Origin of the sequence: Nostoc sp. (assembly GCF_036917635.1) — a bacterium.
Classification (GTDB): Bacteria; Cyanobacteriota; Cyanobacteriia; order Cyanobacteriales; family Nostocaceae; genus Nostoc.
The window spans coordinates 1-24728 of sequence record NZ_JBALCW010000006.1 but is presented as its reverse complement, the minus strand read 5'-3'; the positions used below and the strand labels follow the sequence as shown (position 1 = coordinate 24728).

Here is a 24728-nt window from a genome sequence, read left to right as displayed (position 1 = left end):
AACCATTTTTTTCCACCTATGGGAAATCTACGCATATTACACGATGAAGTGCGGAAAGTCGGTAATAAGGTTCGTTTATTGGAATAATTTATTTCTTGTCAGTCCCTTAGGAGTTAAATTCCAGTAGGCAATCCTCACTTCTAACTTACTTAATTAGTAGTCCTACAGTCGTAAAATATTGGGCAATTTAGATCAAACGATAGATGAAAGATAAATTGTTAAATTGGCTAAACACGATTTTAGTCGCTGATGTTTTTTTGGTTTTGTTTGGCTTTGTCTGGTTAGCGATCGCTGCGATCGGTGATTCTGTAGGAGTCAACTTGGGTTTGGATTTGTGGCATAAACTCTGGCAACCCGTTTTTAACCCAGCGATCGGCATTCTTATGGGCGGTGCCATTCTTAGCGGTATTATCAGTTGGGTTTCCAAAAAATTTCTATCTAATAGTTAAGGGATTGGGCATGGAGCATTGGGAAGAGGACTTGGGGACAAGGGGAAAGACTTGTTGCAAGTTATCACCTCTCATCCCCCTCATTTTCCCCACTCCCCACTCCCCACTCCCTTTTAATTAAGAATTTGTCTTAGTGCTGATTGCAAATTAGGATATTTGTACTCAAAGCCTGTTTCCACGGTGCGCTTCGGGATGACTTGCTGACCTTCTAAAACCACCATAGCCCCGTCTCCTAAAAGAGCTTCGATCGCAAAACCAGGAACAGGCAACCAAGAAGGACGATTCATCACTTGTCCCAAAGTTTGGCTTAAATCTGCCATTCTGACTGGGTTCGGGGCAGTGCCATTATATACACCTTCTATTTCCGGTTTAGTTAAAGCTTCCAGAATCAGGTTAACTAAATCGTCTACGTGAATCCATGAGAACCACTGGCGACCACTGCCAATGGGGCCACCAGCGAAGAGTTTGAAAGGCGGAATCATTTTACCTAAGGCACCACCATTACCTAGAACAATTCCAAAACGCAGAATTACCAACCGCACACCAGCATCTTTGACCTTTGTCGCTTCTGCTTCCCAGGCTTGGCAGACTTGAGCGAGAAAATCGTTACCAGATGTACTTGTTTCATCAAAGGTTGTCGTTTCACTGGTGCCATAGTAGCCAATAGCCGAAGCGTTAATTAACACAGATGGGAGGCAGCGCGTTGCGGGGGTGGAGGAGTTTGTAGCGACTGCCGTTTTGGGGTTAGCATTGGTTATTGCTTCAACTATTTTTTGTGTACCTAGCTTCCGGCTATTGAGGATTTCTTGTTTGCGTTCTGGCGTCCAGCGTCCTTCACCAATGGGTTCTCCTGCTAAATTAACTACGCCATCACAACTAGCGATGACACTTTGCCAAGAACCAGATGTATTTGGTGTATAGGCAACAATTTCTACATTTGGGAAAGCCTCAGATGGAAAAACTTTTTGAGCAAAGGTAGTGTTCCGAGTTAATACTACTATTTGATGACCTTTTGCGTGGAGTCGTTGTATTAAACGATTACCAACAAATCCTGTTGCTCCAGTAATTGCGACTTTCATGTTCTACCTCAGCCAAACCTTTATTGTAAAGTTTTTGATCAAACTTTTACCTTACGGCACTTTCGTTGTGGATCGAACAGATGTGAGTGTATATCTAGTAATGGGTAATTTCAAAAACTTCGCTTTTTGAATCACTTTTCGTTTAGATGCTTCGGTATTATAGGATGGACAGAGTGTTGCAAGGCGTGGGGCTATTATGGCTCGCTATACCTGTTCATTTACTGTTTCTGTCAAGAGTGACCATCTGTTGCCGTTACTTGTAGAACTTCTACAGGACTGTCAGCTGGATATTCAATACTACACGGGCGATTATATTATCGCTCGTGAGGTTCCGGGTCATGTTCCTTTTCCTAAATTAATCACAGTAGAAGTATTGATTGATAAATCAAAATCTACTGAAACAGAAACCCGGATGAGCATTGTGATTAAAAATGAAGAACTACCACTCCAACTAGATAATTACTGCCGACAAATGTTTGAAGTCATCAAGCAGTCAATTGAAAGTAGCCGCCATTGGCATTTGATTGAAAGTCTTGCAGGATAGCTTTGGTGATTTAATTGACACTCCCACGTTTTGAAGTCGTGGGATTATCAAGCTGTTATTGGTAGTTATAATTCCCTATTCCACATCCTCTAAATCCTCGGCCATACCGGGGTTTATTAGTGTAATATCGTACTCACTCGAATCCGTTTGTCCCAAACGCTGAGTGTTTCTTAAAAGGTAATAAATAGCACGTACTTGAGGCCCAAAAACGATCTCGTCTTCATTTCTGAGATCGTGAGCTGGTATTTTACGTCCATTAATCATCAAACCGTTAGAACTAGGCTTGCCTTTGGCATCGCCATCTACAATCCGGTAATAGTAGCTATGACTATTATGATCTCGTGGCAGTCTCACTAATGTAGCATGGCGGCGGGAGACAAACTGCGACATCAAACGGATATTACACTCACGATCTCTACCGATAGAGTAGACGGGGTGCTCCAGAGAAAATTCTTTGCGACCTTGATCGTCTTCAATAATCAGTAGATGGTTTTCATTGGTTTCTGCTGCCATTGATAAATTGGTGGAACTGTGATTGATTAATATTTGTTTAGTATCGGATCTTGCCATTTTCGCGCACCATAAGTCTGTGGTGCTGATCTAAATAAGCTTTAAAGTTGCATAATACCTTGAAAGAGTAGAACATATTCGTTCTACTCCACTAGCTATGATAGCTTTGGTAATTGTCCCAAAAGGCTTTATCGGCTGCGTAAAAGCTGACGGGGCGTCAGTTTAACTTGAGATGGTTGAGATAGAAAATCTACGGGTGATGAGCTAATCGCCGTAATAATATTGAGTTTGTGACGACGCTAACAGAGCTAAAAGCCATTAATGCAGCAGCACCAGATGGGTTAAGGACAAAACCCAGACTAGGGAACAAAACGCCTGCTGCTAAAGGAATGCCAACTGTATTGTATGCAAAAGCCCAGAATAAATTTTGGCGGATTTTGTTGAAGGTGGCGCGACTAAGCTGAATAGATTCCACGACATCGTTTAAGCGATCGCGCATTAGGACAATTTCAGCAGTTTCCATCGCCACATCTGTCCCGGAGTGTAAAGCAATTCCGACATCTGCTTGGGATAAAGCTGGAGCATCGTTGATTCCATCTCCTACCATTGCGACAACGGATTGGGGAGTTAGGAGTGAGGAGTTAGGAGTTAGGAGTGAGGAGTTAGGAGTTAGGAGTGGGGAGTGAGGAGTTAGGAGTGAGGAGTTAGGAGTTAGGAGTGGGGAGTTAGGAGTTAGGAGTGGGGAGTTAGGAGTTTTCTTTGTCGCCTTGTCTCCTTGTCTCCTTGTGCCTTCTAACTGGAGAGACTGTATTGCAGCTGCTTTTTTGGCTGGGGGAACACCTGCTATAACATCAGCACTATCTAATCCTAGTTGTTTGGCTATGGCGTTAGCTGCTTCTTGGCGATCGCCACTGAGCAGCATTACCCGTAACCCCATCTGACGTAACTTGTCTACGGTGGATTTGGCATCTGGTCTGAGGGGATCAGAAACAGCAATTAACCCGGCTAAAGTTCCCCCAACTGCTACGCAAACGACTGTTTTACCATCTGTTGCCAAATCCTGTGCTACCTGTTGTGCAGCTTCGTTAATAGCAATGCCGTGCCAACTCAACCACTCCCAGTTACCCAATAGGACAATTTTGCCCTCTACCACAGCAGACACTCCTAATCCTGGTTCGGTGTGAAAGTCTACAGCCTCTGGAATAGCTAACTGTTGCCCCTGTGCTTCTTGCTGAATCGCTCTTGCTAGGGGGTGGTGAGTACCGCTTTCTACGGCGGCGGCTAGTTGGATTAGGGAGTAGGGGGACAAGGGGGATGTTGCTTCCATTACTCCCTCATCTCCTCCAATTAAGAGACAATCTGTAACGATGGGATTACCTGTGGTCAAAGTGCCGGTTTTATCAAAGACTACGGTGTTTAACTGGTGTACTTTTTCCAAAACGTCGCCGCCTTTGATTAACAGACCGCGTTCTGCGCCCATCGCCGTCCCGACAAGAATGGCTGTTGGTGTGGCAAGTCCTAAAGCACAGGGACAGGCGACTACCATAACTGCGATCGCTAGTTTTAAACTAATTAATAGGGGTGAGTGGGGAACTTCATCTGTAGCGTGGCTCATCATTTCCATGCCACTAGAGATGCTGATATCAGTCCAGATGTGAGTACCGAAAAAGTACCAAAAGATAAATGTTAATACAGATGCTGTCAGCACTCCATAAGTAAAGTAACCAGCTACTGTATCTGCTAATTTCTGTACTGGGGCTTTCCGAGTTTGGGCGGCTTCTACTAGAGCGACAATTCGAGCTAAAGTTGTATCACTTCCAGTCCGGGTTGTCTGAATAGCGATCGCTCCTGACTGGTTTAGCGTCCCTCCTGTCACCATATCGCCTGGTTGCTTAATTACTGGCACGGCTTCCCCAGTCAACATCGATTCATCCACTGTTGTTTTACCAACCACCACTTCACCATCGACAGGGATTTTATCACCTGGCAACACTTGTACCCATTCACCAACACGCACCTGTTCAGCAGGAATCTCTACGCTAGAAGATCCCATTCCTCCTTTCTCTGGGTTGGGAATCAATCGCGCTAAGAGTGGCTGGAGTGCTAACAATTTCCTAAATGCGGCAGCAGCACGACCTCTAGCTTGTTGCTCTAATGTCCTTCCCAAAAGAATAAAGCCCAGCATCATTACTGGTTCGTCAAAGAAGCACTCCCAACCCATTTTAGGAAAAAGCAGCGCTACTAAACTAGCAATGTAGGCTGTCAGCGTTCCTAATCCCACCAAGGTGTTCATGTTAGGCGCATTCCGCCGCCAGCCTAGCCAGCCATCTACTAAAATCGGGCGACCGGGAATTAATAGCGCTACTGTCGCCAGTCCACAGTGAAACCAGATGTTATTTAGCACTGGTAGCACTGAGCTACCAAGATTACCAAAATGTCCACTTCCCGACAATAATAGTAAGATTGCTGCGATCGCTAACTGCCTAAAAGAAGATCGCATTTCTTTGCGTTGTCGTTCTGCTGGGTCTGGTAAGGTAGATATCTCGCCTGCTATGCCACTAGGTTTTCTCTGTTGAGTCGGGAATCCAACGGCTGTTAATTTCTGTGCTAGTGCATCTGCATCTACCGCACCAGTTTCTGACTCTACAACTGCTACCTCTGTGGCGAGGTTCACACAGGCACTCTTGACTCCTGGATATTGGGTTAGCTGTCGCTCTACTGCGTTCACACACCCAGCACACTTCATACCCCCAACATCGAGAATAATTTTCTCTAGGATTGGGTCAAATTCTGGGGCTAGCTTAGTTTTTGGGGCAAGTTGCATGGCTTGTGTTTAGATTCGCTACAGAAATTCAACGCCTGACTAAAAGCGTCTCTAATTTGAGCGTAGGCTAAATATGGAACTACGACTGTATGTCAACCCTATTAAATTTATTAATTTCTCGTATCTAGCTCAGGGTCAATGACGGCTCCAGCGTAAACAAGTCACATAAATGATAGCTCCAACCTGCATTGGCATGAAGACAATCAGGCTTTTCCAAAAATTGTGAATTTCCAAATTAGACATGGCGCTGAAATAGCCAAAGCCCAACAACAAGAAGAGTATCCAGATCGTCTGTTTACGTTTGATGGTTAGCATAGCAATAGAATCTTGAAATTATTTCGTAGAGACGCACTCGCGTTCACTAAGCTGTCGCGCATTTAATTTGCACAACTAGGGCGGGCAAATCGCCCCACCCCACAAGAGATTCATTTTTTTTGAGGATGCAAATTAAAACATTTTTAGCTTACAAACCTTGAATTATTCACGCCACTCTACTTAGTTTTCAGTTCTCAGTTAACGCCGATATAGTGGGGGAGTTAAACCCAATTATCAAAACTTTTAAATGTTTACTGATAAGTGTTAAACATAAGATTAAACCTCATCCTCAATCAGTCTCATTACTAAGGAAAGCCGGAGGTAGGTGAGATTTTATATTTAATTTGACCCACTTACTTATAAGTTTTTAAAACCAGCCCTGCTTCTTCACAAAGTAGGTATTTACAAATTCTTCAGGGGGCTTATTCAAGTAAATCATGCCTTCAATTAAACCTACCAGTAGCATAATTATCAAGGTAATTCCGTAGGTGAAAGAACCTCCCACTACAGAAATCACCAACATGATAAAGCCTTCTGGAACGTATCCTAGAATAAACTTATGAACCCCAAATCCTCCAAGGATAATGCCACAGTAACCAGCTAGAAGTTGTTTGGTCGGGTGAGTGGGGTTGAAATTTGACATAGTGCGACTCCTTGATAAGTGAGGTATAAAAATAAAGTCTTTATTGTAATCAAAGCAAATAGATTTACTTGCTTAATACATATATTTTTATTTTTTTAAGTATAAGTAAGCCCCAAGACAAATAACCATCAGCGTACTTCTATCTCAAAGGGGACGCTAAAATTTATTCCGGCATAGTCGGAAAATCTGGCGCTCCTTAATAACTTTTGGTAGATTGGAAAATCGTAAACCCTGGTGCGGCAATTTTGCTTTATCTTGAAAAGAATGAACCTCAATAATCAGCAAAAACTGCTACACCACTTTTTACAAGTCCATCAGTATTATTTCCGGATTTTTTTGCATAGGCGTAGCCCATCGTAGACATCGCTTCCAACGCGCGTGAAACGACATCCCGTCAATGACGAGATAAGTTATTGACTAATGACTTTGCGTTGCGGTTAGATTTGCTTTTGCCATTATCTGAATTGGCTTTTAGGCTAGTATTTATGCTTACGAGCAATTATAACTAGTAAATTGTTGTTACCTATGCAGATAAAATCAGATATTTATGTTTTTTACAACAGTAGTAGGTTAGTTTTAATTGCTACCTAAAACGAATAAACTTAATAATGTACCACTATTCCAGAGGCTGTGGAGGAGCATAGGAGCAAGGAGGTTGCGCGATCGCGTGTAAACGACTCCTAAGACAATGCCCAATGCAGTCAGGGGAAGAATTTCTGACAAACTCAGGTGAGCGATCGCAAACAACAAGCTACTGGTCAGAATCGCTCCCCACACGGGTAAGTAGCGAGTCAGAGAGGGTAACAAAAAGCCGCGAAATAGAATTTCTTCAAAAAATGGAGCTGCGATCGCTGCTGTAAAGAAAAATATGCCAAGTGCTACACCATCTTGGCTTTCTAGGGCTAATTGCAACAGAGGGTTACTACCACCCTGCCCTTGCCATAGCTGTTGATTAATCAAAGATACCACCACAACTATAGGTAAAGCCGCGCAGTAGCCTCCCAGTCCCCACAAAAACCATTTATCTTGAAAACGGAAGCGAAACCAAAATTCTGGTAATGGAAAAAAGGGCTTGAGAGAAAAATACAGCACTAACAGCGCCCCCGATGCTACCAGTAAGTAACTAACTAAAACATAAAAAGCCTGAAGTCGCACATCACCCACAGGACGAGGGATGGGGAGCCGCGATAGCAATAAAGGGACAAAAATTTGCCCCATGAAGAAAAAGCCGACGATAAAAACCTGCAAAATCGTTTCACCATCCCAAGGTGTTGACCAAAGGACATCAGCATTTTGACTTAGTAACGAGGTTTTTCCTTTGAACAAGCGTTGAGCAAATAATAAAATCAGCAGTATTAAACCAATTAAAGCTGCCAAGGTGGGAATAGTGCCAATAACTGCTAATTTAATCACCGCTTGAGTAGCAGATTCTTGTTGTGCAGCTTTAACTGCTAATAAAGCATCTTGTCGTTGCTGGAGTTGGTATAGCTGAACCAAAGCAGTAGAGCGAAACCAACCTTCTAAATTTTTTTGAATCCGTTCTTGAGAATTTTGGAGCAGACGGGGAGGATTGCTCCACAGTCCATTTAATACAGCTGCGGTTTCTCCAAATTCTGGATTGATATCTGAGCGTTGTTGTAATTCGCTCCAAGTTTTGAGAGATGTATCCGTCTGTCCTTGCTGTGCTTGTAAAATTCCCAGGCGCAAGTCTAATTCAGCCAGTAATTTTTGTAATTGCTTGAGGGACTGCTGTAACTGTTGCTGTCCCTGTTTAGAAGTTTTAGTAGTGGGAGGAACATCCGGTAGTTTCGCAGGTATGGGAGTTATTTCAGATTGAGAGCGTAATTGTGCAATTTTGTTGTTAACTTTGTCTAAATTAGCTTCAACTGATTGACGCGCCTCTTGATACTGCTTTGTAGCGCCCTCCAGGGGTTGGTCACCAAGTATTGCTTCCTGAACCGCTTTGAGATTGCGATCGCTGCTATCTTCTGATTGCCAAGCTTGGGCTTGGAGAGCAATATTGGTTTGGTATAGTTCTAGGCGACTTTGAAACTGAGGTTCTTGCCAACTACCGAATAAAGCCGAAACTGCCAACAGAACTGCTATCGGCGTCAGTACAAAAAATAAAACTAATCGCTTGAGTGTCATCTATCCCTCTTTTACTAACCAGTGGAGAGCGCATCCCCCTTGGGAATTATCGCAAGAAAAAGTCAGAGGTGGATAGATATCATCAATATTATAAGTTTGCATCGCACCCACCATGTTAAATTACAACCCATTGCACTGCTTACCCTCCGCCGAGGATCTGCCCGATTCGGACGATGAACCTGTGGATAATCAACTACAACATTTGATTCCTGGCTTGCTAGAAAGCATCTTAGCTTGGTTATGGACAAACCGGATGGATTGGTTTTTTGGGGTTGATATGGGGATATATTACGATCCCGAATTACCGCCGATTGTACCCGATGGGTTTTTAAGTTTAGGAGTTGAGCGAGTTTTTGATGAAAACTTGCGTTTAAGTTATGTGTTGTGGGAAGAAAAAGTTATGCCAATCGTGGCGCTGGAGGTGGTTTCTCATAAACGACGTGGCGAATACAGCACCAAAAAGAAAATGTATGCTGAGATGGAGATTTTGTATTATGTTGTTTACAATCCCCAACGCCGTATAAAAGCACCTTTAGAAGTTTATCGATTAGTAAATGGGGAATATGTATTACAGCCAGTAAATCCTGTTTGGTTACCAGAGATAGGTTTAGCAATTGGTTGTGAACGGGGAACCTATCAGGGAATTACACGGGATTGGTTGTATTGGTATGACAAACAAGGAGTCAGATATTTAACACCAGAAGAAAGAGCGATCGCTGCTGAACAACGTGCCGATAGGCTGGCACAAGAATTACGAAGGTTGGGGATAGATCCAGATTCTTTGAGTTGATTTTGTAAGGCGCGATCGCTTGGATTAACTGATAGTTCATTTAGATAAATCTAGTCTTTATTCGCCTTTGGTGATATGTAAAATAGTGTTCATGGTAATTAATTAAGAAATGCGATTAATTTTATATAGTAAACCCGGCTGTCATTTATGTGAAGGGTTGCAAGAAAAGCTACAACAAATCCAAAATCTGAGTTTCGAGTTGGAAATTAGGGATATTACGACTCGTGAAGATTGGTTCGCGGCGTATGAGTATGAGGTGCCAGTACTTTATTTATCGAACCACAGAGGCGCAGAGGCCACGGAGGAAGAGGGGAGTGAGAAATTATTGCCGCGTCCTTCTCCTCGTGCTAGTGTGCAGCAGTTGGAGCAAATGTTGTGTAAGTATTTAGCCAATTAGAAAAAAATAATGCAAAATAAGCGCAAGATTAAGAATGTGACGAGGTTCACAAAATGAAATTGCGGGAATTACTAACGGCGGTAGACAGTGTTGAACAATTGCCTAGCCATCCGATGGGGGATGTGGAAGTTAAGGGTTTGAAGACGAATTCCCATGCATGTAGTGTGGGAGATTTGTTTATTGGGATGCCAGGAGGGCGGGTTGATGGTGGGGAATTTTGGCAAAGTGCGATCGCATTGGGGGCTATAGCTGCGATCGTCTCTCCTGAAGCTGTACAAAAAAATCCTCCCACAAATCAGGCTGTGGTCATCAGTGCAAGTAACATAACTCAAGCTTGTGCTCAGATAGCCAGTGCTTTTTACGGTTATCCGGGGCAAAAACTCAAGCTGGTGGGTGTGACTGGTACAAATGGCAAAACTACAACTACTCATCTGATTGAATTTCTGCTGATTAAAGCTAATCTAGCTACAGCTTTGATGGGAACTCTCTACACTCGTTGGGCAGGTTTTGAGCAAACTGCTGCCTACACTACCCCCTTTGCAGTCGAACTGCAACAGCAGCTAGCAGAGGCTGTAAAGGCTGGTAGTGAATTCGGGGTGATGGAAGTAAGTTCCCACGCTTTGGCCCAAGGTAGAGTATTAGGTTGTCAATTTGAGGTGGCGGTGTTCAGTAATCTTACTCAAGATCATCTCGATTATCACACCGATATGGAAGATTATTTTGCCGCCAAAGCGTTGTTATTTAGTCCTGATTATCTCAAAGGACAAGCAATAATTAATGCTGATGATTCCTACGGGAAGCGGTTAATTGCCTCGTTAGATTCTGAGCGTGTTTGGAGCTACAGTGTAAACGACAACAGCGCTGATTTATGGATGAGTGATTTAAGTTACCAGCCCAATGGTGTCAGTGGTACATTACATACACCAAAAGGTGATGTAGCTTTTCGATCGCCTCTAGTCGGAGAATATAATTTAGAAAATCTTCTCGCAGCCATAGGAGCAGTTTTACACTTAGGACTAGATTTGCAGTTAATAGCGTCTGTCATACCTGAGTTTCCCGGAGTTCCCGGACGGATGGAACGGGTAGAGATTAGTCCTAATCAAGATATCAGCGTGATTGTGGATTATGCCCACACACCGGATAGTTTAGAAAATCTCCTGAAAGCTGCACGCCCGTTTATACCTGGTAAAGTGATTTGCGTGTTTGGTTGTGGCGGCGATCGCGATCGCACTAAGCGCCCAAAAATGGGTAAAATTGCTGCTGAATTAGCTGATGTTGCAGTGGTGACATCGGATAATCCCCGGACTGAAGACCCAGAACGGATTTTGCAAGATATTTTGGCAGGAATTGCTGATACAATTGAGCCAACTGTAATTTGCGATCGGGCTACTGCAATTCGTACTGCTATTTTACAAGCACAACCCGGTGATGGAGTGTTACTTGCTGGTAAAGGTCATGAAGACTACCAAATTCTCGGCACCGAAAAAATCCATTTTGACGATCGAGAACACGCACGCGACGCTTTACACCAAAGACTAAACATACAAGCTTAATTGGGGCATTGGGGATGGGGCAAGTGGGCATTGGGCATTTGGTCAATAATTAATACTTATTCTTCCCCTGCAACGCCAGTTCCCCCTGCTCCCTCATCTCCATCTCCCACTCCCCACTCCCTACTCCCCTACTCCCTTCGAGGCAGAGTTTTTTATACTTAATATTTCTTTCCGTGGAAATTTTGTAAAAAATGGACACATAAAGGTGAAAATCGAAGACAGAATTATTTCTTGCTTCATCCAAGTTGTGCTTGACTCATGAATGTTTCTCTGGCCAACGATCTGTCTGTTTATCAACTGGTTATGGGAGTGCAAGCGCCTCCTAAACCATTGTCCCTCAGTCCTGCTACTCTGCTATCACTGGTGAGAGCGCAAATTGACTTACTAATTGAGCAGCAAATTGCAGCCACTTTATGGGTGAAGTTACCACCAGAAAAAATTTGGCAATCAGAACTAGCGCGTTATCAATCCTCGGTAAGTGCGTCTAATCTCATTTATACTTGCCAGATTGACGAAACTGGGAAAGGCGAAGATGAGGGATCTAGCATTGTAGGGGAAGAAAATACCCCCTCATCTTCCTCATCTTCCTCATCTTCCTCATCGCCCTCATTCCCTCATCATGTCCCCGTTCACCTATCACCAGATAGCCAAATGCGACGGGAAAACTTTCTGATGGTGTTATCACCCCAGTTTTGCAGTTTAATTTTGGCTCATCGACCACTTAAGAAACGTAAAAATAAGACATCGGAAAAGGTAAATACCAATAAAAACCAGCCGTTGCTGATTATAAATACTCTTGAGGGGAGAGTAATTCAGCAAGTATTAGATGGTATCAAACAAGCGATTACGCCAGAATCATCTCCAATAATACCTGTTAATTTTATTTGTCCTGCGCCCCAAGGCGCACTGATGAATCAACTGTTTGCAAAACAACTCCTGCGACAAGATGAAATTAATCGTCAAATCATCACAGTACGCACCACCAAGTTGCAGCAGCAAAATCAAGAACTGCATAACAAAGAGCAAATCAAAGATGAATACCTAAAAAACGTGTGTCAGGAATTGCGTACACCCTTGACGCACATGAAGACAGCACTTTCGTTATTGAATTCCCCTAATCTTAAACCCCCCCAGCGACAACGTTATTTACAGATGTTAAATACCCAATGCGATCAGCAAAATTCCCTGATTATTGGTTTATTGGAACTGGTGCAACTGGAAAGTAATTTAGAGGGAACAGCTTTAGAGTCGGTGCGGCTTTCAGATATTGTACCTGGAGTAGTCAGTACCTACCAACCTCTAGCCCAAGAAAAAGGGATTATGCTAGCCTACACCGTACCCACTGAACTTCCATCTATTTGGTGTGTAAGTGGTGGGCTGAGGCAGATTGTAATTAATCTGCTGCACAACAGCATTAAGTTTACTCCTAATGGGGGTGAAGTATGGGTGCGTGCTCGAATTCAAAGCGATTATGTCCAATTAGAATTCCGCGACACAGGTATAGGTATTGCCGAAAGCGAGATTCCCAGAATCTTTGACCGATTTTATCGTGTGCGTACAGCAGCAAATGAAGATTATGGTGGTGCTGGGTTGGGTTTAACAATTGTACAGCAATTGCTGGTGCGCTCTGGCGGTTCTATTTCTGTGAAAAGTAAATTAAATGAAGGTTCCACATTTACAGTACAAGTACCAAGCGTTGGCGATACCCCAAGAGCGATCGCAATAGAAAATGAGTGAGATGAGTTACAATTATCCCCTGAGTTAACTTTATGCTGTTATAGCAATCCTATTTGAGTTATAAAAATTTTAGTTATTAGTCATTAGTACCAATAACTAATGACTAATAACTAGATTTACCCACGGAAATTCCAGAAAATTAGCGATCGCACAAGCTTGCCGCAAAGACTTGCCATGAGTTAAGCTTACCAATAATTGTTAGCGAGAAGTTTTTGGTAGCACGGCGCTAATTTGGCGGAGCATCATCACTTGCCAATAAGGTACAGGAGCCAGCAATACAGTACCAGTTCCCTCAAAAGTATTGACAAGAAACTCACCAGAAGTCATCGAACCTAAAAGAGATTTGGTAGCTTTTTCAACGCGATAATTTAAGCTACTTGTGCGAGCGATGGCAAAATTTCCATCCACAACTAATCGGTCATTTTGTAAATTTATTACTTCTACAGGGCCTTGTGCTGCCATCACTACTGTACCCCTGCCTTTGACTTTTGTTTGAAACAATCCCTCGCCACCAATTAAGCCTGCTACAAATTTGTTTCGTTCAACTCCTACTTCTACAGTGGCATCACTAGCCCAATAAGCGCCACTATCTAAAATCCATTCACTACTGTCTAATTCTAGAATGTGATATCCCGATAAAGAAGGCTCTAAATATAATTCACCACTGCCTGTATATGTAGGACGGAAAATGTTTTCTCCCGTGGCTAGGGATTTTAAAAATCCGCCTGCTGAAGGCGCTTTAGATTGCATCTGAATGTTGCCACGGATATAGTACATAGCACCAGATTCAGTTCTGACTGTTTCGTTTTGTAAAGTTACCTTAACTAAACGTAACCTTTCTCGTTCGATTACTTCAAAACTTGCCATAATTTTTCTTTTGATTTTTGCAGAAATGTGTACTTGGCTCTTAACTAGAATTTATATACATTTTTGGCATCTATTTTTACAGACAGCAAGTTAGAAAAATTTAATCAGATTGCTACACAAAATCTATTTTATGAAAATGAATTATCTGTGTTCATAAAAAATAGGTCAACCTAATTAAACCTTATCTAAGTAAGTGGGCGCAAATAATCATCACTGGCTCGTAGTTGCGCCCTCTTGCGCTTTAGCGCAACTACGAGCCAAATACAAAGATTTTACTTTTCGTTACATAGTTTGATTTTATCTTGCCTACCTACTTAAGTTGAGAACCGTAGTTTTTACCCTCTCCCTAAATCGCTCTCCCAAATCTGGGATTCGGGGTTGGGGGATGATGGCAAATCATTTGTGTTTTATTCATACTCACTTACTGTTTAACTTAACGTGAAATTGACGGCTCATATTGTATCCGCATAAATTAGTCAAAGAAAAAGACCACTAAGAGGCTTTACTACATAAAACCTGTCCCTCTCCGACGGGCGAGAGGGACAGACTTTAACTAAAGTTTAAGGCAGGGAGAGGTTTGATGAAATCACATTAATTTAGAGTAAATATTTATAATTCTGCAAAATAGTTAATAAATTTTCACTCCTAAGTTTTAGCTCCTAATTTATGTTTATTGCTAACTTCTAAGGGAAGGAAAATCGTCAAAACTTCCCCATAGTGTGGACGCTGGCGCACAATCAGTTTGCCGCCGATCGCTTGAAACAAATGCTTAGTTGCGGCCATATTCAAACTAATCGTACCCGTTTCTGGTTGAAACATCAGCAATTGACCTAAAGCTTTGCGAATTGGGGGCGTTGCAGGTATGGCAGTTTTACTTGAATCTTTGCACCCAAATTGCGGCGATAATTGTAACTTAAGTTGATCTCCCGCCGGAATAACTTGTACTTGAATATGGCTACCAGCAGGTAAGCTGCGAGTGAAATTCTCTATCAAACCAGTGAGTACCTGATCCAACATCATGGGATTACTTACCACAGTTGGTAGTTGCTGCGGTAAAACAACATTTAAAGTTAAGCTCCGCCGATGCGCCGCTTGTTCCCAACGGGGAATGCTCTGCTGCAACACTTGATCTAAAGACATCGGCGTGAGTTGAGTTTTTGATGATTTTGCTGAGGTAGTAGTTTCTAGTTCTGCTGCCTTAAAAAGCAACTCCATGCGATCAATTTGCTCGGTACACTCATGATCAATAATTTTTAAGCGATTGATGACGCTAGCATCTAAATCTCGCCGCTTCAGCAGTAGGCGAGTCATAGTGCGAATAGTTGTTAAAGGTGTACGGACTTCGTGAGCGAAAGCTTGGAGCAATTCTACATCAGGATTTGCAGATTCGGCTTGAAGAATTGGGCATGGATTATTTTCTTTATCCTCCTTGTCTCCACTTCCTATTGAGTCCTTAGTCTCTTCTGCTTCAGTTAATTCTTGAAGCAACAACTGGCTAAACTGAATTATGATGCGGCAATCTGGCGCTACCGGAGAATACTCTTGTACTAATGTATCCAGACGGGCAAAAAATTCTGGATTAGCCAGCATTATCCTTGCTCCTAGCGATCGCCAAGCCTGTTGTACTACCTCTGGCTCAAAAGAAAATGAAAAGGTTTTTTTACCGTTTTTGTGGCTTGCTAAAACCAGCACTAATCTAAATTTTTCTGTAAAAACCAAGCAAAACTGTTCTGCACCTAGCGGATCGGCAGGTAATAAGGAAAGTACCGATTCATGGGGAGCTATTTCTTCATTTACAGACGCGATTGCATCTGGCATCTGAAATGGCATCAGCGCCAAGGGATTAAATGGTTTTGCCGTAAAAGTTACTGTTTGTAAACTTTGAGTCAGTTTTGGCTGACTAAATAAGGGTGCTGGTGCAGCTAAAACTAATCCTTGGGTTGTGTCAACTGAAGTAGCTGCTAAAGTATTTAATAGCAAATGTTCTGTCGCTGCTAGGCTGACACGCCACTGCCGCTCTGCTTTAGCAGGTGAACATTCAGCCACACTTGATTGATTTTCAGCCAAGATTTCGCTCAGACTTGGCAATATCCATTTGTACACAGGCTTTCACCTCTTAATTCAAGAGCGACTAACAGCGTCTAGGGTAGACATTACACTACTACTTAAGAGGTTAAAACTATTAGTGTAATGACGACAGTGGTAGAACCGAACAATTCGGGCGCAATTCCCCCTCTAAGGGCGATGTCTACGACGGGCTATTCGGCGTCGCAGTTAGGAGTTGAAAAACTACTCACGCTAATTTTTACCGATAGGTAGTGCGATCGCAGGTTGATAATTGTGCTGATTTAATTGCTCGAATTGGGATTGCAATAACAAACTCTGTACCCTGTCCCGGCGATGAAATACATTGCAAAGATCCACCATGCTTTTCAGTAATTATTTGGTAGCTGATCGATAAGCCCATACCAGTCCCCTTACCAACTGGTTTTGTGGTGAAAAAAGGGTCAAATAAACGCGACTGGATTGCTTCTGAAATTCCTAATCCATTATCAGCAATCCGAATGATTGCATTTTCATTTACCTGTTCCGAAGAAATCTGAATCAAAGGATTTGGACAAAGTTCTTTTTGGAAAGCCTCATCTAAAGCATCGATTCCATTTGTCAAGAGGTTCATAAATACCTGATTCATTTGCCCTGCAAAACACTGAATCTTAGGCATTTCACCATCCTCTTTGACTACTTGAAATCGTGAATAGTTTTACCAACTTCATTATTGCGATCGCGATCTAATCGCTTACCAATGTCTTCTGCAAATACATCCGCCAGAATGATTTTATTGAGGTCTACAATCTCAATATCACGCTGACGTTCATTGTGTAGCGATTGAACATGCTCTTGTAACTGGGCTAGCATTTCCTGTTGCGATCGCATTTGGTGGTACTCAAGTTCATGATTTATGAAATATCCCAGTAGTCCACCAACTTCTTCAGCCTCTTGTTGAGCAATATATTTAACTATCTTCAATTGTTGATGAGCACTAATGGCACCAGTAATTACTGAGAGAGTAGCTATTCCTAGAATTCCCGAAATTAATTTCTGACTAATTTTCATCCCTTGCTCGAAACCTCAAGTGCTGGCTAGTGCGCTAATTCAGTTTTGGGGAGTTTCCCTGATTTTAAAATTCCCAGATATGTGCCTGAAAGCTACAGAGTCAACAGCTATTAGCCAAATCTTTAATCTGGAGCTATCTTTGGCGATGCCTACGGCTGGCTACGCCTACGCATTTTTTGAGTAGATTAACAATAGACCATCTCAAAGGCACGTTATGACTTCTTTTGATTCAGTTGAAGATTTGGTACTAGTTGCTGGTGCTACTGGTGGCGTCGGGCAACTGGTGGTAGGCAAGCTGCTAGAAAAGGGCTTGAAAGTTCGCGTTCTGACACGCAATGCCGCAAAAGCCGAAGAAATGTTTAACCACAGAGTGGAAATTGCCGTTGGTGACATCCGCCAGCCAGCTACACTGCCAGCCGCAACACAAAATGTCACTCACATCATAAGTTGTACTGGAACCACTGCCTTTCCCTCTGCGCGATGGGAGTTTGAGCAATCCCCAAACTTGATTGAATGGGGAATCACTTTTCTTAACCCCAAATCTAGTGAAGCAAAAGCAAAGAATAGTCCCGCAAAGGTCGATGCCCAAGGTGTGAGCAACCTAGTGGCAGCAGCAGCGCGGAATTTGAAGCGGTTCGTTTTCGTCTCTTCTTGCGGAATTGAGCGTAAAAATCAGTTTCCTTTTAGTGTTCTTAATGCTTTTGGCGTGTTGGATGCCAAACAAAAGGGCGAAGAGTCCATTATTAACTCAGGATTACCCTACACCATTATCCGCCCAGGACGCCTGATTGACGGGCCATATACCTCATACGACCTCAACACCCTCCTAAAGGCAAAAACTGGGGGTAAATACGGTGTGGTAGTAGGCACTGGGGATACACTTTCGGGTGATACCAGCCGGATTGATGTAGCAAACGCTTGTGTAGAATGCCTTTTAATCCCAAGTAGTTCCAAGAAAATTTTTGAAATAGTCAACCAGGGACAAAGACCGGCTGCAATTAACTGGGAAACTCTTTTCTCTCGGCTTGAGTGAGTACTAAGTGCTAAGTAATATTTTATCTAATAGACATCTGGTGACAATGAATGTAGAGACGCTTTCTTCGTAGCGGCACGAAGTGCAATTTCGCGTCTCTACAAGGGTTTCAGGTTACGCATATTTAATTTCTGGAGATGTCTAATGCCCAATCACTAAATATAGCAGTTCTCATTTGGGTGCAATACAGTCTGAACCCAATACTGCTCGGTTAAGGTAGTCATTGGAGATCCCCCTTAGTCGCCTTAAAAAAGGGGAAAATAAGGCATTTTGAGCAAGCCAATATTATCGGGGGTTGGGGGGATCGACTCTAAACCTACGCAGTATTGAGTCTGAACCTCACCCCGTATTTGAGGCGTGCAAACACTCCCCTCTCCAAAGCATCGGAGAGGGGTTGGGGGTGTGGTTTAAAAATATACTTAATGCAAACGAAAACCGCTATATTGCAGATTATACGGAATGACCGAAGTGATTCCTGCGGAGGTCACTGAGCTTTATCGGACTCCTTCAAAGAAGCTACGCGCAGCGTCTCGTAGATAAGTACGGGCTAGCCTACGCGCCCTTTAATTTTGTTCTATTTTCGGTACTTTTGTCACTTATTACCTCTAAAGACGGCAAACACGACTCTACCGTTACGGTTCACCCTAATTACTGAAAGTATTAATTCTCATACATTAGACAGAGTGAAGGCAATAAATCCATGAAATAACTAAAAAAACTATTTAGTTAGTTTAACCGTCCTAAGCAAGGTTCGGGAAACCACCCTTCATGGACTGGCTAACACTAAGCTTCAGTATATATATCAGCATATCTGGAGTTTTAACCCCAGAAAAGCCAAAACAAAGGTATTCATGCTGAACTGGCTGATTTATTGACCCTATTGGTTCAAAATTTAGTCCTTTATATTCTCATTCATTCATTTGTAGTTATACGGAGCCAGCACCTAAAATGGCAAAAGTAGTTGGAATTGACTTAGGAACAACGAACTCCTGCGTGGCAGTGATGGAAGGTGGTAAACCCACAGTAATTGCTAATGCTGAAGGTTTTCGGACAACGCCATCAGTAGTCGCATTTGCGAAAAATGGCGACAACTTGGTTGGTCAAATTGCCAAACGCCAAGCGGTGATGAACACAGAAAATACGTTTTACTCAGTCAAACGCTTTATTGGACGCCGCTACGATGAAGTGAGTAACGAAGCTACAGAAGTTTCTTACAAAGTCCTCAGCAATAACGGCAATGTCAAACTAGATTGTCCAATCGCTGGTAAAGCATTTGCTCCTGAAGAAATTTCTGCAAAAGTTCTTCGCAAACTAGTTGAAGATGCCAGCAAATACCTCGGTGAAACCGTAACCCAAGCTGTAATCACTGTTCCGGCATACTTCAACGACTCGCAACGCCAAGCGACAAAAGACGCTGGTAAAATTGCCGGGATTGAAGTTCTACGGATTATCAACGAGCCTACAGCCGCTTCTTTGGCTTATGGATTTGACAAGAAGAGTAACGAAACCATCCTCGTATTTGACTTGGGTGGTGGTACCTTCGACGTATCCGTGCTGGAAGTAGGAGATGGAGTTTTTGAAGTACTAGCCACATCTGGTGATACCCACCTTGGCGGTGATGACTTCGATAAAAAAATAGTTGACTTCTTAGCTGAGAAGTTCAAGAAAGCCGAAGGTATTGACCTGCGGAAAGACAAACAAGCCTTACAACGTCTGACTGAAGCCGCAGAAAAAGCCAAAATTGAGCTTTCTAGCGTCACTCAAGCAGAAATTAACCTGCCATTTATCACTGCTACCCAGGATGGCCCCAAGCACCTGGATACAACCCTGACTCGCGCCCAGTTTGAAGAACTTTGCTCTGACTTAATCGACCGTTGTCGTGTTCCTGTGGAAAACGCCCTCCGCGATGCCAAGTTAAACAAAGGCGATATTGATGAAGTGGTATTAGTTGGTGGTTCTACCCGCATTCCCGCAGTCCAACAGATTGTGAAGCAGGTATTGGGTAAAGACCCCAACCAAAGTGTTAACCCTGATGAAGTCGTAGCAGTTGGTGCAGCTATCCAAGCTGGGGTACTAGCTGGTGATGTAACTGGTATCTTGCTGTTAGACGTGACACCGCTATCTTTGGGTGTGGAAACATTGGGCGGCGTGATGACCAAAATTATCCCCCGCAACACCACAATTCCCACCAAGAAATCGGAAGTCTTCTCCACTGCTGTGGATGGACAAACCAACGTAGAAATTCACGTCCTTCAAGGTGAGCGCGAATTCTCTAACGATAACAAGAGTTTGGGAACCTTCCGTCTGGATGGTATTCCTGCTGCACCACGCGGCGTGCCTCAAATTGAAGTGGTGTTCGACATTGACGCTAATGGTATCCTTAACGTCACAGCTAAGGACAAAGGTACTGGTAAAGAACAGTCCATCAGCATAACCGGCGCTTCCACCCTGGATAAAAATGACGTTGACCGGATGGTAAGAGAAGCTGAACAAAACGCTTCATCTGACAAAGAACGGCGTGAGAAGATTGAACGCAAGAACCAAGCCGACTCTTTGGCATACCAAGCTGAGAAGCAGTTACAAGAATTAGGCGATAAAGTTCCGGCTGCTGACAAGACTAAAGTCGAAGGTTTGGTGAAAGAACTGCGCGAAGCAGTTGCTAAAGAAGACGATGAGCAAATCAAAAAGCTCACCCCAGAATTGCAACAAGCGCTATTTGCTGTTGGTAGCAATATTTATCAACAAGCTGGTGGCGGTGCTGCGCCTGGTGCTGAACCCCAAGATGGTGGTTCCACATCTAGTGGTAGTGGCGAAGATGTAATTGACGCTGATTTTACAGAGAGCAAATAATTCCCCCACTTATTTTGGGAAGATTATTTAGTCCTACCTCATATCACCCACTTAGACAAATGCCTGAGTGGGGATTTTTTTAAGGAGTTGGGAGTTAGGAGTTAGGAGTTAGGAGTTAGGAGTTAGGAGTTAGGAGTTAGGAGTTAGGAGTTAGGAGTTAGGAGTTTGGAATTTGGAGTTTGGAGTTTGGAGTTTGGAGTTAGAGTAGAACTAATATCAATACTGCGTAGGTTTTGAAAATTTGTAGGTTGGGTTGAACTTAAGTGTTACCCAACAAAGCCCTAAAAATGCTGGGTTTCGTTCCTCAACCCAATCTACCCTGGAGTACTTTTTAGACTTAACCTACGCAGTCTTGAAACTAATATTGGTACTCTTGATCTTTATTTCTAAGTCCTCACTCTCAACTCCCTTATGCCATATCCACAAGCACCTTGGACACTTCAGGGCTATGCTATCCAAACTCTGCATTTGGTAAATATTGACCAAGTGCGCCCTTTAATTCCGTTAGAGTTAGAAATTATTTCTGTATGGCCTGGTAAAACTCTCGCTAGTGTGTATTTATCTCATTATGGGTCAGGCTCAGTACTGGAGTACAGCGAGTTAATTGTTGTCCCAGCTTTGGTTAATTACCAAAGAAAAATCGGTGGCTGGGTTTCCCATATTTATGTAGATAATGCTGATTCGGTGGCTGGTGGTCGAGAAATTTGGGGACTACCAAAGGAACTAGCTGAGTTTACCTGGGAACAAGGAAAGCATGTTACTGTGCATCAGGAAAACCGAAAGCTGTGTAGTCTTAACTATAATCATCAAAGCTTGGCATGGAGACAGTGGTTAACTGCGTCTGCTTTCAGCGCTAAGGGTGGTGATTTGCTGATATTCCCTGCTGAATTTGAGTCTGTATTGGGTTTGATTAGTTCTAAGTTAGAAATCCCCGGCGAAAGTCCTTTTTCTGGAATAGGTTTAGGTCAGCCTTGGTTAACTGTGCGTTGTGAGCAGATGAGTTTGCGGGTTGATGCGCCAAAACTCGTTGGACAGATGGGTATCTAGTCCATCGTATTTGTCAGGTATAGGGTAACTCTTGGTACTTATTTGCTTGCTAAAAATTCTTGAACTTTCAGAATCTCAATGCCCCTCCAGGGGTTATCAGTCTACTGAGAGACTTCAATTGGTGGTTAGAGCGATCGCTCACTCCATCACACGATGATTTTGTGCGATGTCTACGGCGGTAAAGTAGGCATTTCTCATCACCTCAAAAGTGATAGCGATCGCTGTTTCCTCTCTTGGGATTATTCTGAAAATATGCTAAGTTCCTAACATCTGCAAGTTATGCAAAGTGGCATAAAGCCCTCCTTCTTGGAGTAGTTGCTCGTGGCTTCCCTGTTCGATTAATTCGCCGCGTTTGAGAACAAAGATTCGGTCTACATTGCGAATCGTAGATAGGCGGTGAGCGATAATAATGGCGGTACGTCTGAGCAATAGCTGGTTTAATGCCTCTTGAACTAAAGCTTCTGTGCCAACATCTAAACTAGCGGTAGCTTCATCTAGTACCAAAATTTGGGGATTGCGAATAGCAGCCCGCGCAAAGGCTAAAAGTTGCTTTTGACCACTAGAAATATTTGTACCCCGTTCTCGCAGTTGAGTATCATACCCTTGGGGTAGTTCTTCTATAAACTGAGCAATGTTGGTTTGCTCTGCTGCTTGTTGAATCTGTTCAACGGTATAGCCATCTCCTAAAGAAATGTTGCTTTTAACATCACCAGCAAACAAAAACCCTTCTTGTAAAATTACTGCCATGTAGCGCCGCAGTTCTGCCTGTGGTACTTCCCGAATATCTACACCATCTATAAGAATGCGTCCTTGGCTGGGTTCGTAAAGGCGGCACAAAAGACGGATGATCGAAGTTTTACCCGCACCTGTGGGGCCGACTAATGCAATTTTTTCGCCTGGATGAATGGTAAAATCTAAGTCTTTAATTACGTAATCATCATTTTTGTAAGCAAACCAGACGTGATCAAAACGGATTTCTCCCAGTTCAGGCAAGGAAGTGAGGTCTGGGGTTTCTAGATTGGCAACAATCTCGTCTATGTAGCCAAATTTTGCATCAAATATTGAGAAGCGGACATTGGCGCGATCGCGGATTTCTATCGGTTCATCTAATATATCGCCTACGCGTTCTATGGCAGTAAAACCTGCTTGAATTACCGTAAATTTTTCCGCAAAATCCCTTAAAGGGTCAAATAATTGCTGGGCATACAAGATAAATGCAGATAAAGTCCCAAAAGCTAAACTTTTTCCTAACAGTAACCAACCACCCATCCACAAAACAGCTGCGACTGCAATCAGACCAATCCATTCCAAGGTGGCTGAAATAAATGAATCATAAAAGATGGTTTTATCCATTTGCTGAGTGTAGCGGCTGTTTGTGGTGCGAAATAATTCCGCATTAAATTTTTCCCTGCGGAACAACTGCACTACGTTAATGCCAACCACATTTTCTTGTAGGTGCGAGTTCAATATAGAAAGTTCTTCTCGCCCTTTGTAATTGGCTTTGCGGTACTGTTGCTGAATGTAAACAATTAACCAGCTAATTGGTAACAACATCAATAGCAGCAAGCAAGTGAGTTGCCATTGGATGGAAAACATTAAACCCAAAATCACCAGCATGGAAAACAAATTGGACACAATGCCAATTGCTCCAGTAGAAAAGACATCGCCTAAGACTTCCACATCGCTGGTGATTCTGGTGATTAATTTACCTACGGGCGTGCGGTCAAAAAAGCGTACTGCTAATGATGTTACATGCTGGAATAAGTCTTGGCGAATTGCTGCGGTGATTTGTTGCCCTAGCTTCTGTACTAAATAACCCTGATAGCCTGTCAAAATCAGTCGGGTGGCGATCGCCACTAATAATAATCCCTCCAGGATATTTAGCCCTTCCGACAAGGGGCGATTCCTAAGAAATTCGTAAGTGCTTGGTTCCTTGCGAATCAGGGAGATAACTTGGCCAATCAACAGTGGTTGTACGGCATTCGCTAGGGCGATCGGTACGAGTAGGCACATTGATAGCGCCAACAGCCGTCCGCTACGACGGGCATAAGGCACTAAACGCAAAAACAACCGCCAGTCATTTTCACTTTGACGATGTTGCGTATAAGATTTTTTGAGAGATTGATAGATGCTCATAGTAAGAGCATTATATTAATGTTTGTAAAAAAATACGCATGTTTAAAGTAGCGTTTGTCCTTTTACTCTGATACCATGCCTGAGATAGAAACCGCAAGACTACTACTAAGACCCTATACTCCTCAAGACCTGGATAAACTTGCTACCATTTTGAGCAACCCAGCAGTTATGAGGTATTCACCTAGCTGAGTTTTCCCGTTAAGTCTCGAAAAGGTTGCTCACAAAGGATTCAGAAGAAATCAATCCCCTTCAGCGTCAGGTAATGAGCGCTAAATCACCCAAACTACCAAAAATATTAACAGTTGGTTGGGCTGTTGAAGCGTAGACGCAAAGCGGCTTGTCGCTAGACATCGCTCGATATGGCGGTTACTTAGAACATCGACGTAATACTCCTATTGGTATCCAGGTACTATGGCGTGGCTGGTTAAAATGGCACGACCTTTGTGTTCGCGTAGCGTCTCGTAGAGAGGGTTGGCAGCTTGCTAGAGATACTTAACGGGAAAGTCAGGAGTATGGGATTACCTTTGCCTTATTTGGAGTGTCTATTTTGGCAACATAATTATAAATCATACTATATACCACACTTTATAATTCTAGATCCCACATTCCGCACTTCAATCAGTAGTATTAATAAACTACATTTAAATAAAATTCCAAATTATAATTTGGACTCCTAAGTAACCCTGAAAAAA

General features: G+C 42.9%; 20 protein-coding genes and 2 pseudogenes. 12 read left to right on the top strand and 10 right to left on the bottom strand.

Annotated features, from left to right (window positions below; all coding sequences use genetic code 11):
- Positions 1-203 precede the first annotated feature (203 nt).
- Positions 204-449 carry a hypothetical protein gene (locus tag V7K32_RS00455; protein WP_334989305.1) on the top strand — a complete coding sequence of 82 codons (246 nt, stop codon included), beginning with the start codon at positions 204-206 and terminating at the stop codon, positions 447-449.
- Positions 450-562: 113 nt separating this feature from the next.
- Here V7K32_RS00455 and thyD read toward each other — a convergent pair whose 3' ends face one another.
- Entirely contained in the window at positions 563-1528 is a 966-nt protein-coding gene (thyD, locus tag V7K32_RS00450) for a thylakoid membrane protein ThyD (RefSeq protein WP_334989303.1), read from the bottom strand.
- Between the two features lie 196 nt (positions 1529-1724).
- Between thyD and V7K32_RS00445 the strand changes: the two genes are divergently transcribed.
- Positions 1725-2072 carry a hypothetical protein gene (locus V7K32_RS00445; protein ID WP_334877956.1) on the top strand — a complete coding sequence of 116 codons (348 nt, stop codon included), beginning with the start codon at positions 1725-1727 and terminating at the stop codon, positions 2070-2072.
- 75 nt (positions 2073-2147) lie between these two features.
- Here the strand turns inward: V7K32_RS00445 and V7K32_RS00440 are convergent, their stop codons facing one another.
- From V7K32_RS00440 to V7K32_RS00425, 4 genes are all read right to left on the bottom strand, one after another.
- Positions 2148-2642, bottom strand: a complete 495-nt coding sequence (locus V7K32_RS00440) for an FHA domain-containing protein (RefSeq protein WP_334989301.1) — start codon at positions 2640-2642, stop codon at positions 2148-2150.
- A gap of 190 nt (positions 2643-2832) precedes the next feature.
- Positions 2833-5406, bottom strand: coding sequence for a heavy metal translocating P-type ATPase (locus tag V7K32_RS00435; RefSeq protein WP_334989299.1), 2574 nt, complete (start codon positions 5404-5406; stop codon positions 2833-2835).
- A gap of 682 nt (positions 5407-6088) precedes the next feature.
- Positions 6089-6364: a TM2 domain-containing protein gene (locus V7K32_RS00430; protein WP_334989297.1), complete on the bottom strand. Its 276-nt coding sequence runs from the start codon at positions 6362-6364 to the stop codon at positions 6089-6091.
- A 576-nt stretch (positions 6365-6940) separates the two neighbouring features.
- Positions 6941-8512, bottom strand: a complete 1572-nt coding sequence (locus tag V7K32_RS00425; RefSeq protein WP_334989295.1) for a CPBP family intramembrane glutamic endopeptidase — start codon at positions 8510-8512, stop codon at positions 6941-6943.
- Between the two features lie 112 nt (positions 8513-8624).
- Here V7K32_RS00425 and V7K32_RS00420 point away from each other — a divergent pair, with 112 nt between their 5' ends.
- The 4 genes from V7K32_RS00420 to V7K32_RS00405 all read left to right on the top strand — a co-directional run bounded on the left by V7K32_RS00420 (position 8625) and on the right by V7K32_RS00405 (position 12989).
- Positions 8625-9302, top strand: coding sequence for a Uma2 family endonuclease (locus V7K32_RS00420; RefSeq protein WP_334989293.1), 678 nt, complete (start codon positions 8625-8627; stop codon positions 9300-9302).
- A gap of 109 nt (positions 9303-9411) precedes the next feature.
- Entirely contained in the window at positions 9412-9699 is a 288-nt protein-coding gene (locus V7K32_RS00415; RefSeq protein WP_334989291.1) for a glutaredoxin family protein, read from the top strand.
- Positions 9700-9752: 53 nt separating this feature from the next.
- The gene (locus V7K32_RS00410; protein ID WP_334989289.1) at positions 9753-11252 is read left to right on the top strand and encodes a UDP-N-acetylmuramoyl-L-alanyl-D-glutamate--2,6-diaminopimelate ligase; all 1500 of its coding nucleotides are present in this window, start codon (positions 9753-9755) and stop codon (positions 11250-11252) included.
- Positions 11253-11510: 258 nt separating this feature from the next.
- The gene (locus V7K32_RS00405; protein WP_334989287.1) at positions 11511-12989 is read left to right on the top strand and encodes a DICT sensory domain-containing protein; all 1479 of its coding nucleotides are present in this window, start codon (positions 11511-11513) and stop codon (positions 12987-12989) included.
- A gap of 198 nt (positions 12990-13187) precedes the next feature.
- Here the strand turns inward: V7K32_RS00405 and V7K32_RS00400 are convergent, their stop codons facing one another.
- The 4 genes and pseudogenes from V7K32_RS00400 to V7K32_RS00385 form a co-directional block, all read right to left on the bottom strand.
- Positions 13188-13856, bottom strand: a complete 669-nt coding sequence (locus V7K32_RS00400; protein WP_334989285.1) for an AIM24 family protein — start codon at positions 13854-13856, stop codon at positions 13188-13190.
- A gap of 645 nt (positions 13857-14501) precedes the next feature.
- The gene (locus tag V7K32_RS00395) at positions 14502-15959 is read right to left on the bottom strand and encodes a sensor histidine kinase (RefSeq protein ID WP_334989283.1); all 1458 of its coding nucleotides are present in this window, start codon (positions 15957-15959) and stop codon (positions 14502-14504) included.
- Positions 15960-16161: 202 nt separating this feature from the next.
- Positions 16162-16608: pseudogene (locus V7K32_RS00390) on the bottom strand (sensor histidine kinase); the annotation flags it as partial.
- Entirely contained in the window at positions 16596-16970 is a 375-nt protein-coding gene (locus V7K32_RS00385) for a hypothetical protein (protein WP_334989279.1), read from the bottom strand. The pseudogene V7K32_RS00390 and the gene V7K32_RS00385, both read right to left, overlap by 13 nt.
- Before the next feature lie 19 nt (positions 16971-16989).
- Here V7K32_RS00385 and V7K32_RS00380 point away from each other — a divergent pair, with 19 nt between their 5' ends.
- From V7K32_RS00380 to V7K32_RS00365, 4 genes are all read left to right on the top strand, one after another.
- A complete protein-coding gene (locus V7K32_RS00380; protein WP_334989277.1) occupies positions 16990-17154 on the top strand; it encodes a hypothetical protein in 165 nt (54 codons plus the stop codon).
- Between the two features lie 30 nt (positions 17155-17184).
- On the top strand, positions 17185-18003 hold the full coding sequence (locus V7K32_RS00375; protein ID WP_334989275.1) for an SDR family oxidoreductase: 819 nt from the start codon (positions 17185-17187) through the stop codon (positions 18001-18003).
- A gap of 948 nt (positions 18004-18951) precedes the next feature.
- Complete coding sequence (gene dnaK, locus V7K32_RS00370) at positions 18952-20853, top strand: molecular chaperone DnaK (RefSeq protein ID WP_334989272.1); 1902 nt, start codon at positions 18952-18954, stop codon at positions 20851-20853.
- A gap of 411 nt (positions 20854-21264) precedes the next feature.
- The gene (locus V7K32_RS00365) at positions 21265-21900 is read left to right on the top strand and encodes an acetoacetate decarboxylase family protein (RefSeq protein ID WP_334989270.1); all 636 of its coding nucleotides are present in this window, start codon (positions 21265-21267) and stop codon (positions 21898-21900) included.
- A gap of 255 nt (positions 21901-22155) precedes the next feature.
- On the opposite strand, the gene V7K32_RS00360 is transcribed toward V7K32_RS00365, so the two are convergent.
- Positions 22156-24036 carry an ABC transporter ATP-binding protein gene (locus tag V7K32_RS00360; protein WP_334989268.1) on the bottom strand — a complete coding sequence of 627 codons (1881 nt, stop codon included), beginning with the start codon at positions 24034-24036 and terminating at the stop codon, positions 22156-22158.
- Between the two features lie 75 nt (positions 24037-24111).
- Here V7K32_RS00360 and V7K32_RS00355 point away from each other — a divergent pair, with 75 nt between their 5' ends.
- Positions 24112-24225: a GNAT family N-acetyltransferase gene (locus V7K32_RS00355; RefSeq protein WP_334989450.1), complete on the top strand. Its 114-nt coding sequence runs from the start codon at positions 24112-24114 to the stop codon at positions 24223-24225.
- A 49-nt stretch (positions 24226-24274) separates the two neighbouring features.
- A pseudogene (locus V7K32_RS00350) lies at positions 24275-24532 on the top strand (hypothetical protein); the annotation flags it as partial.
- Positions 24533-24728 lie beyond the last annotated feature (196 nt).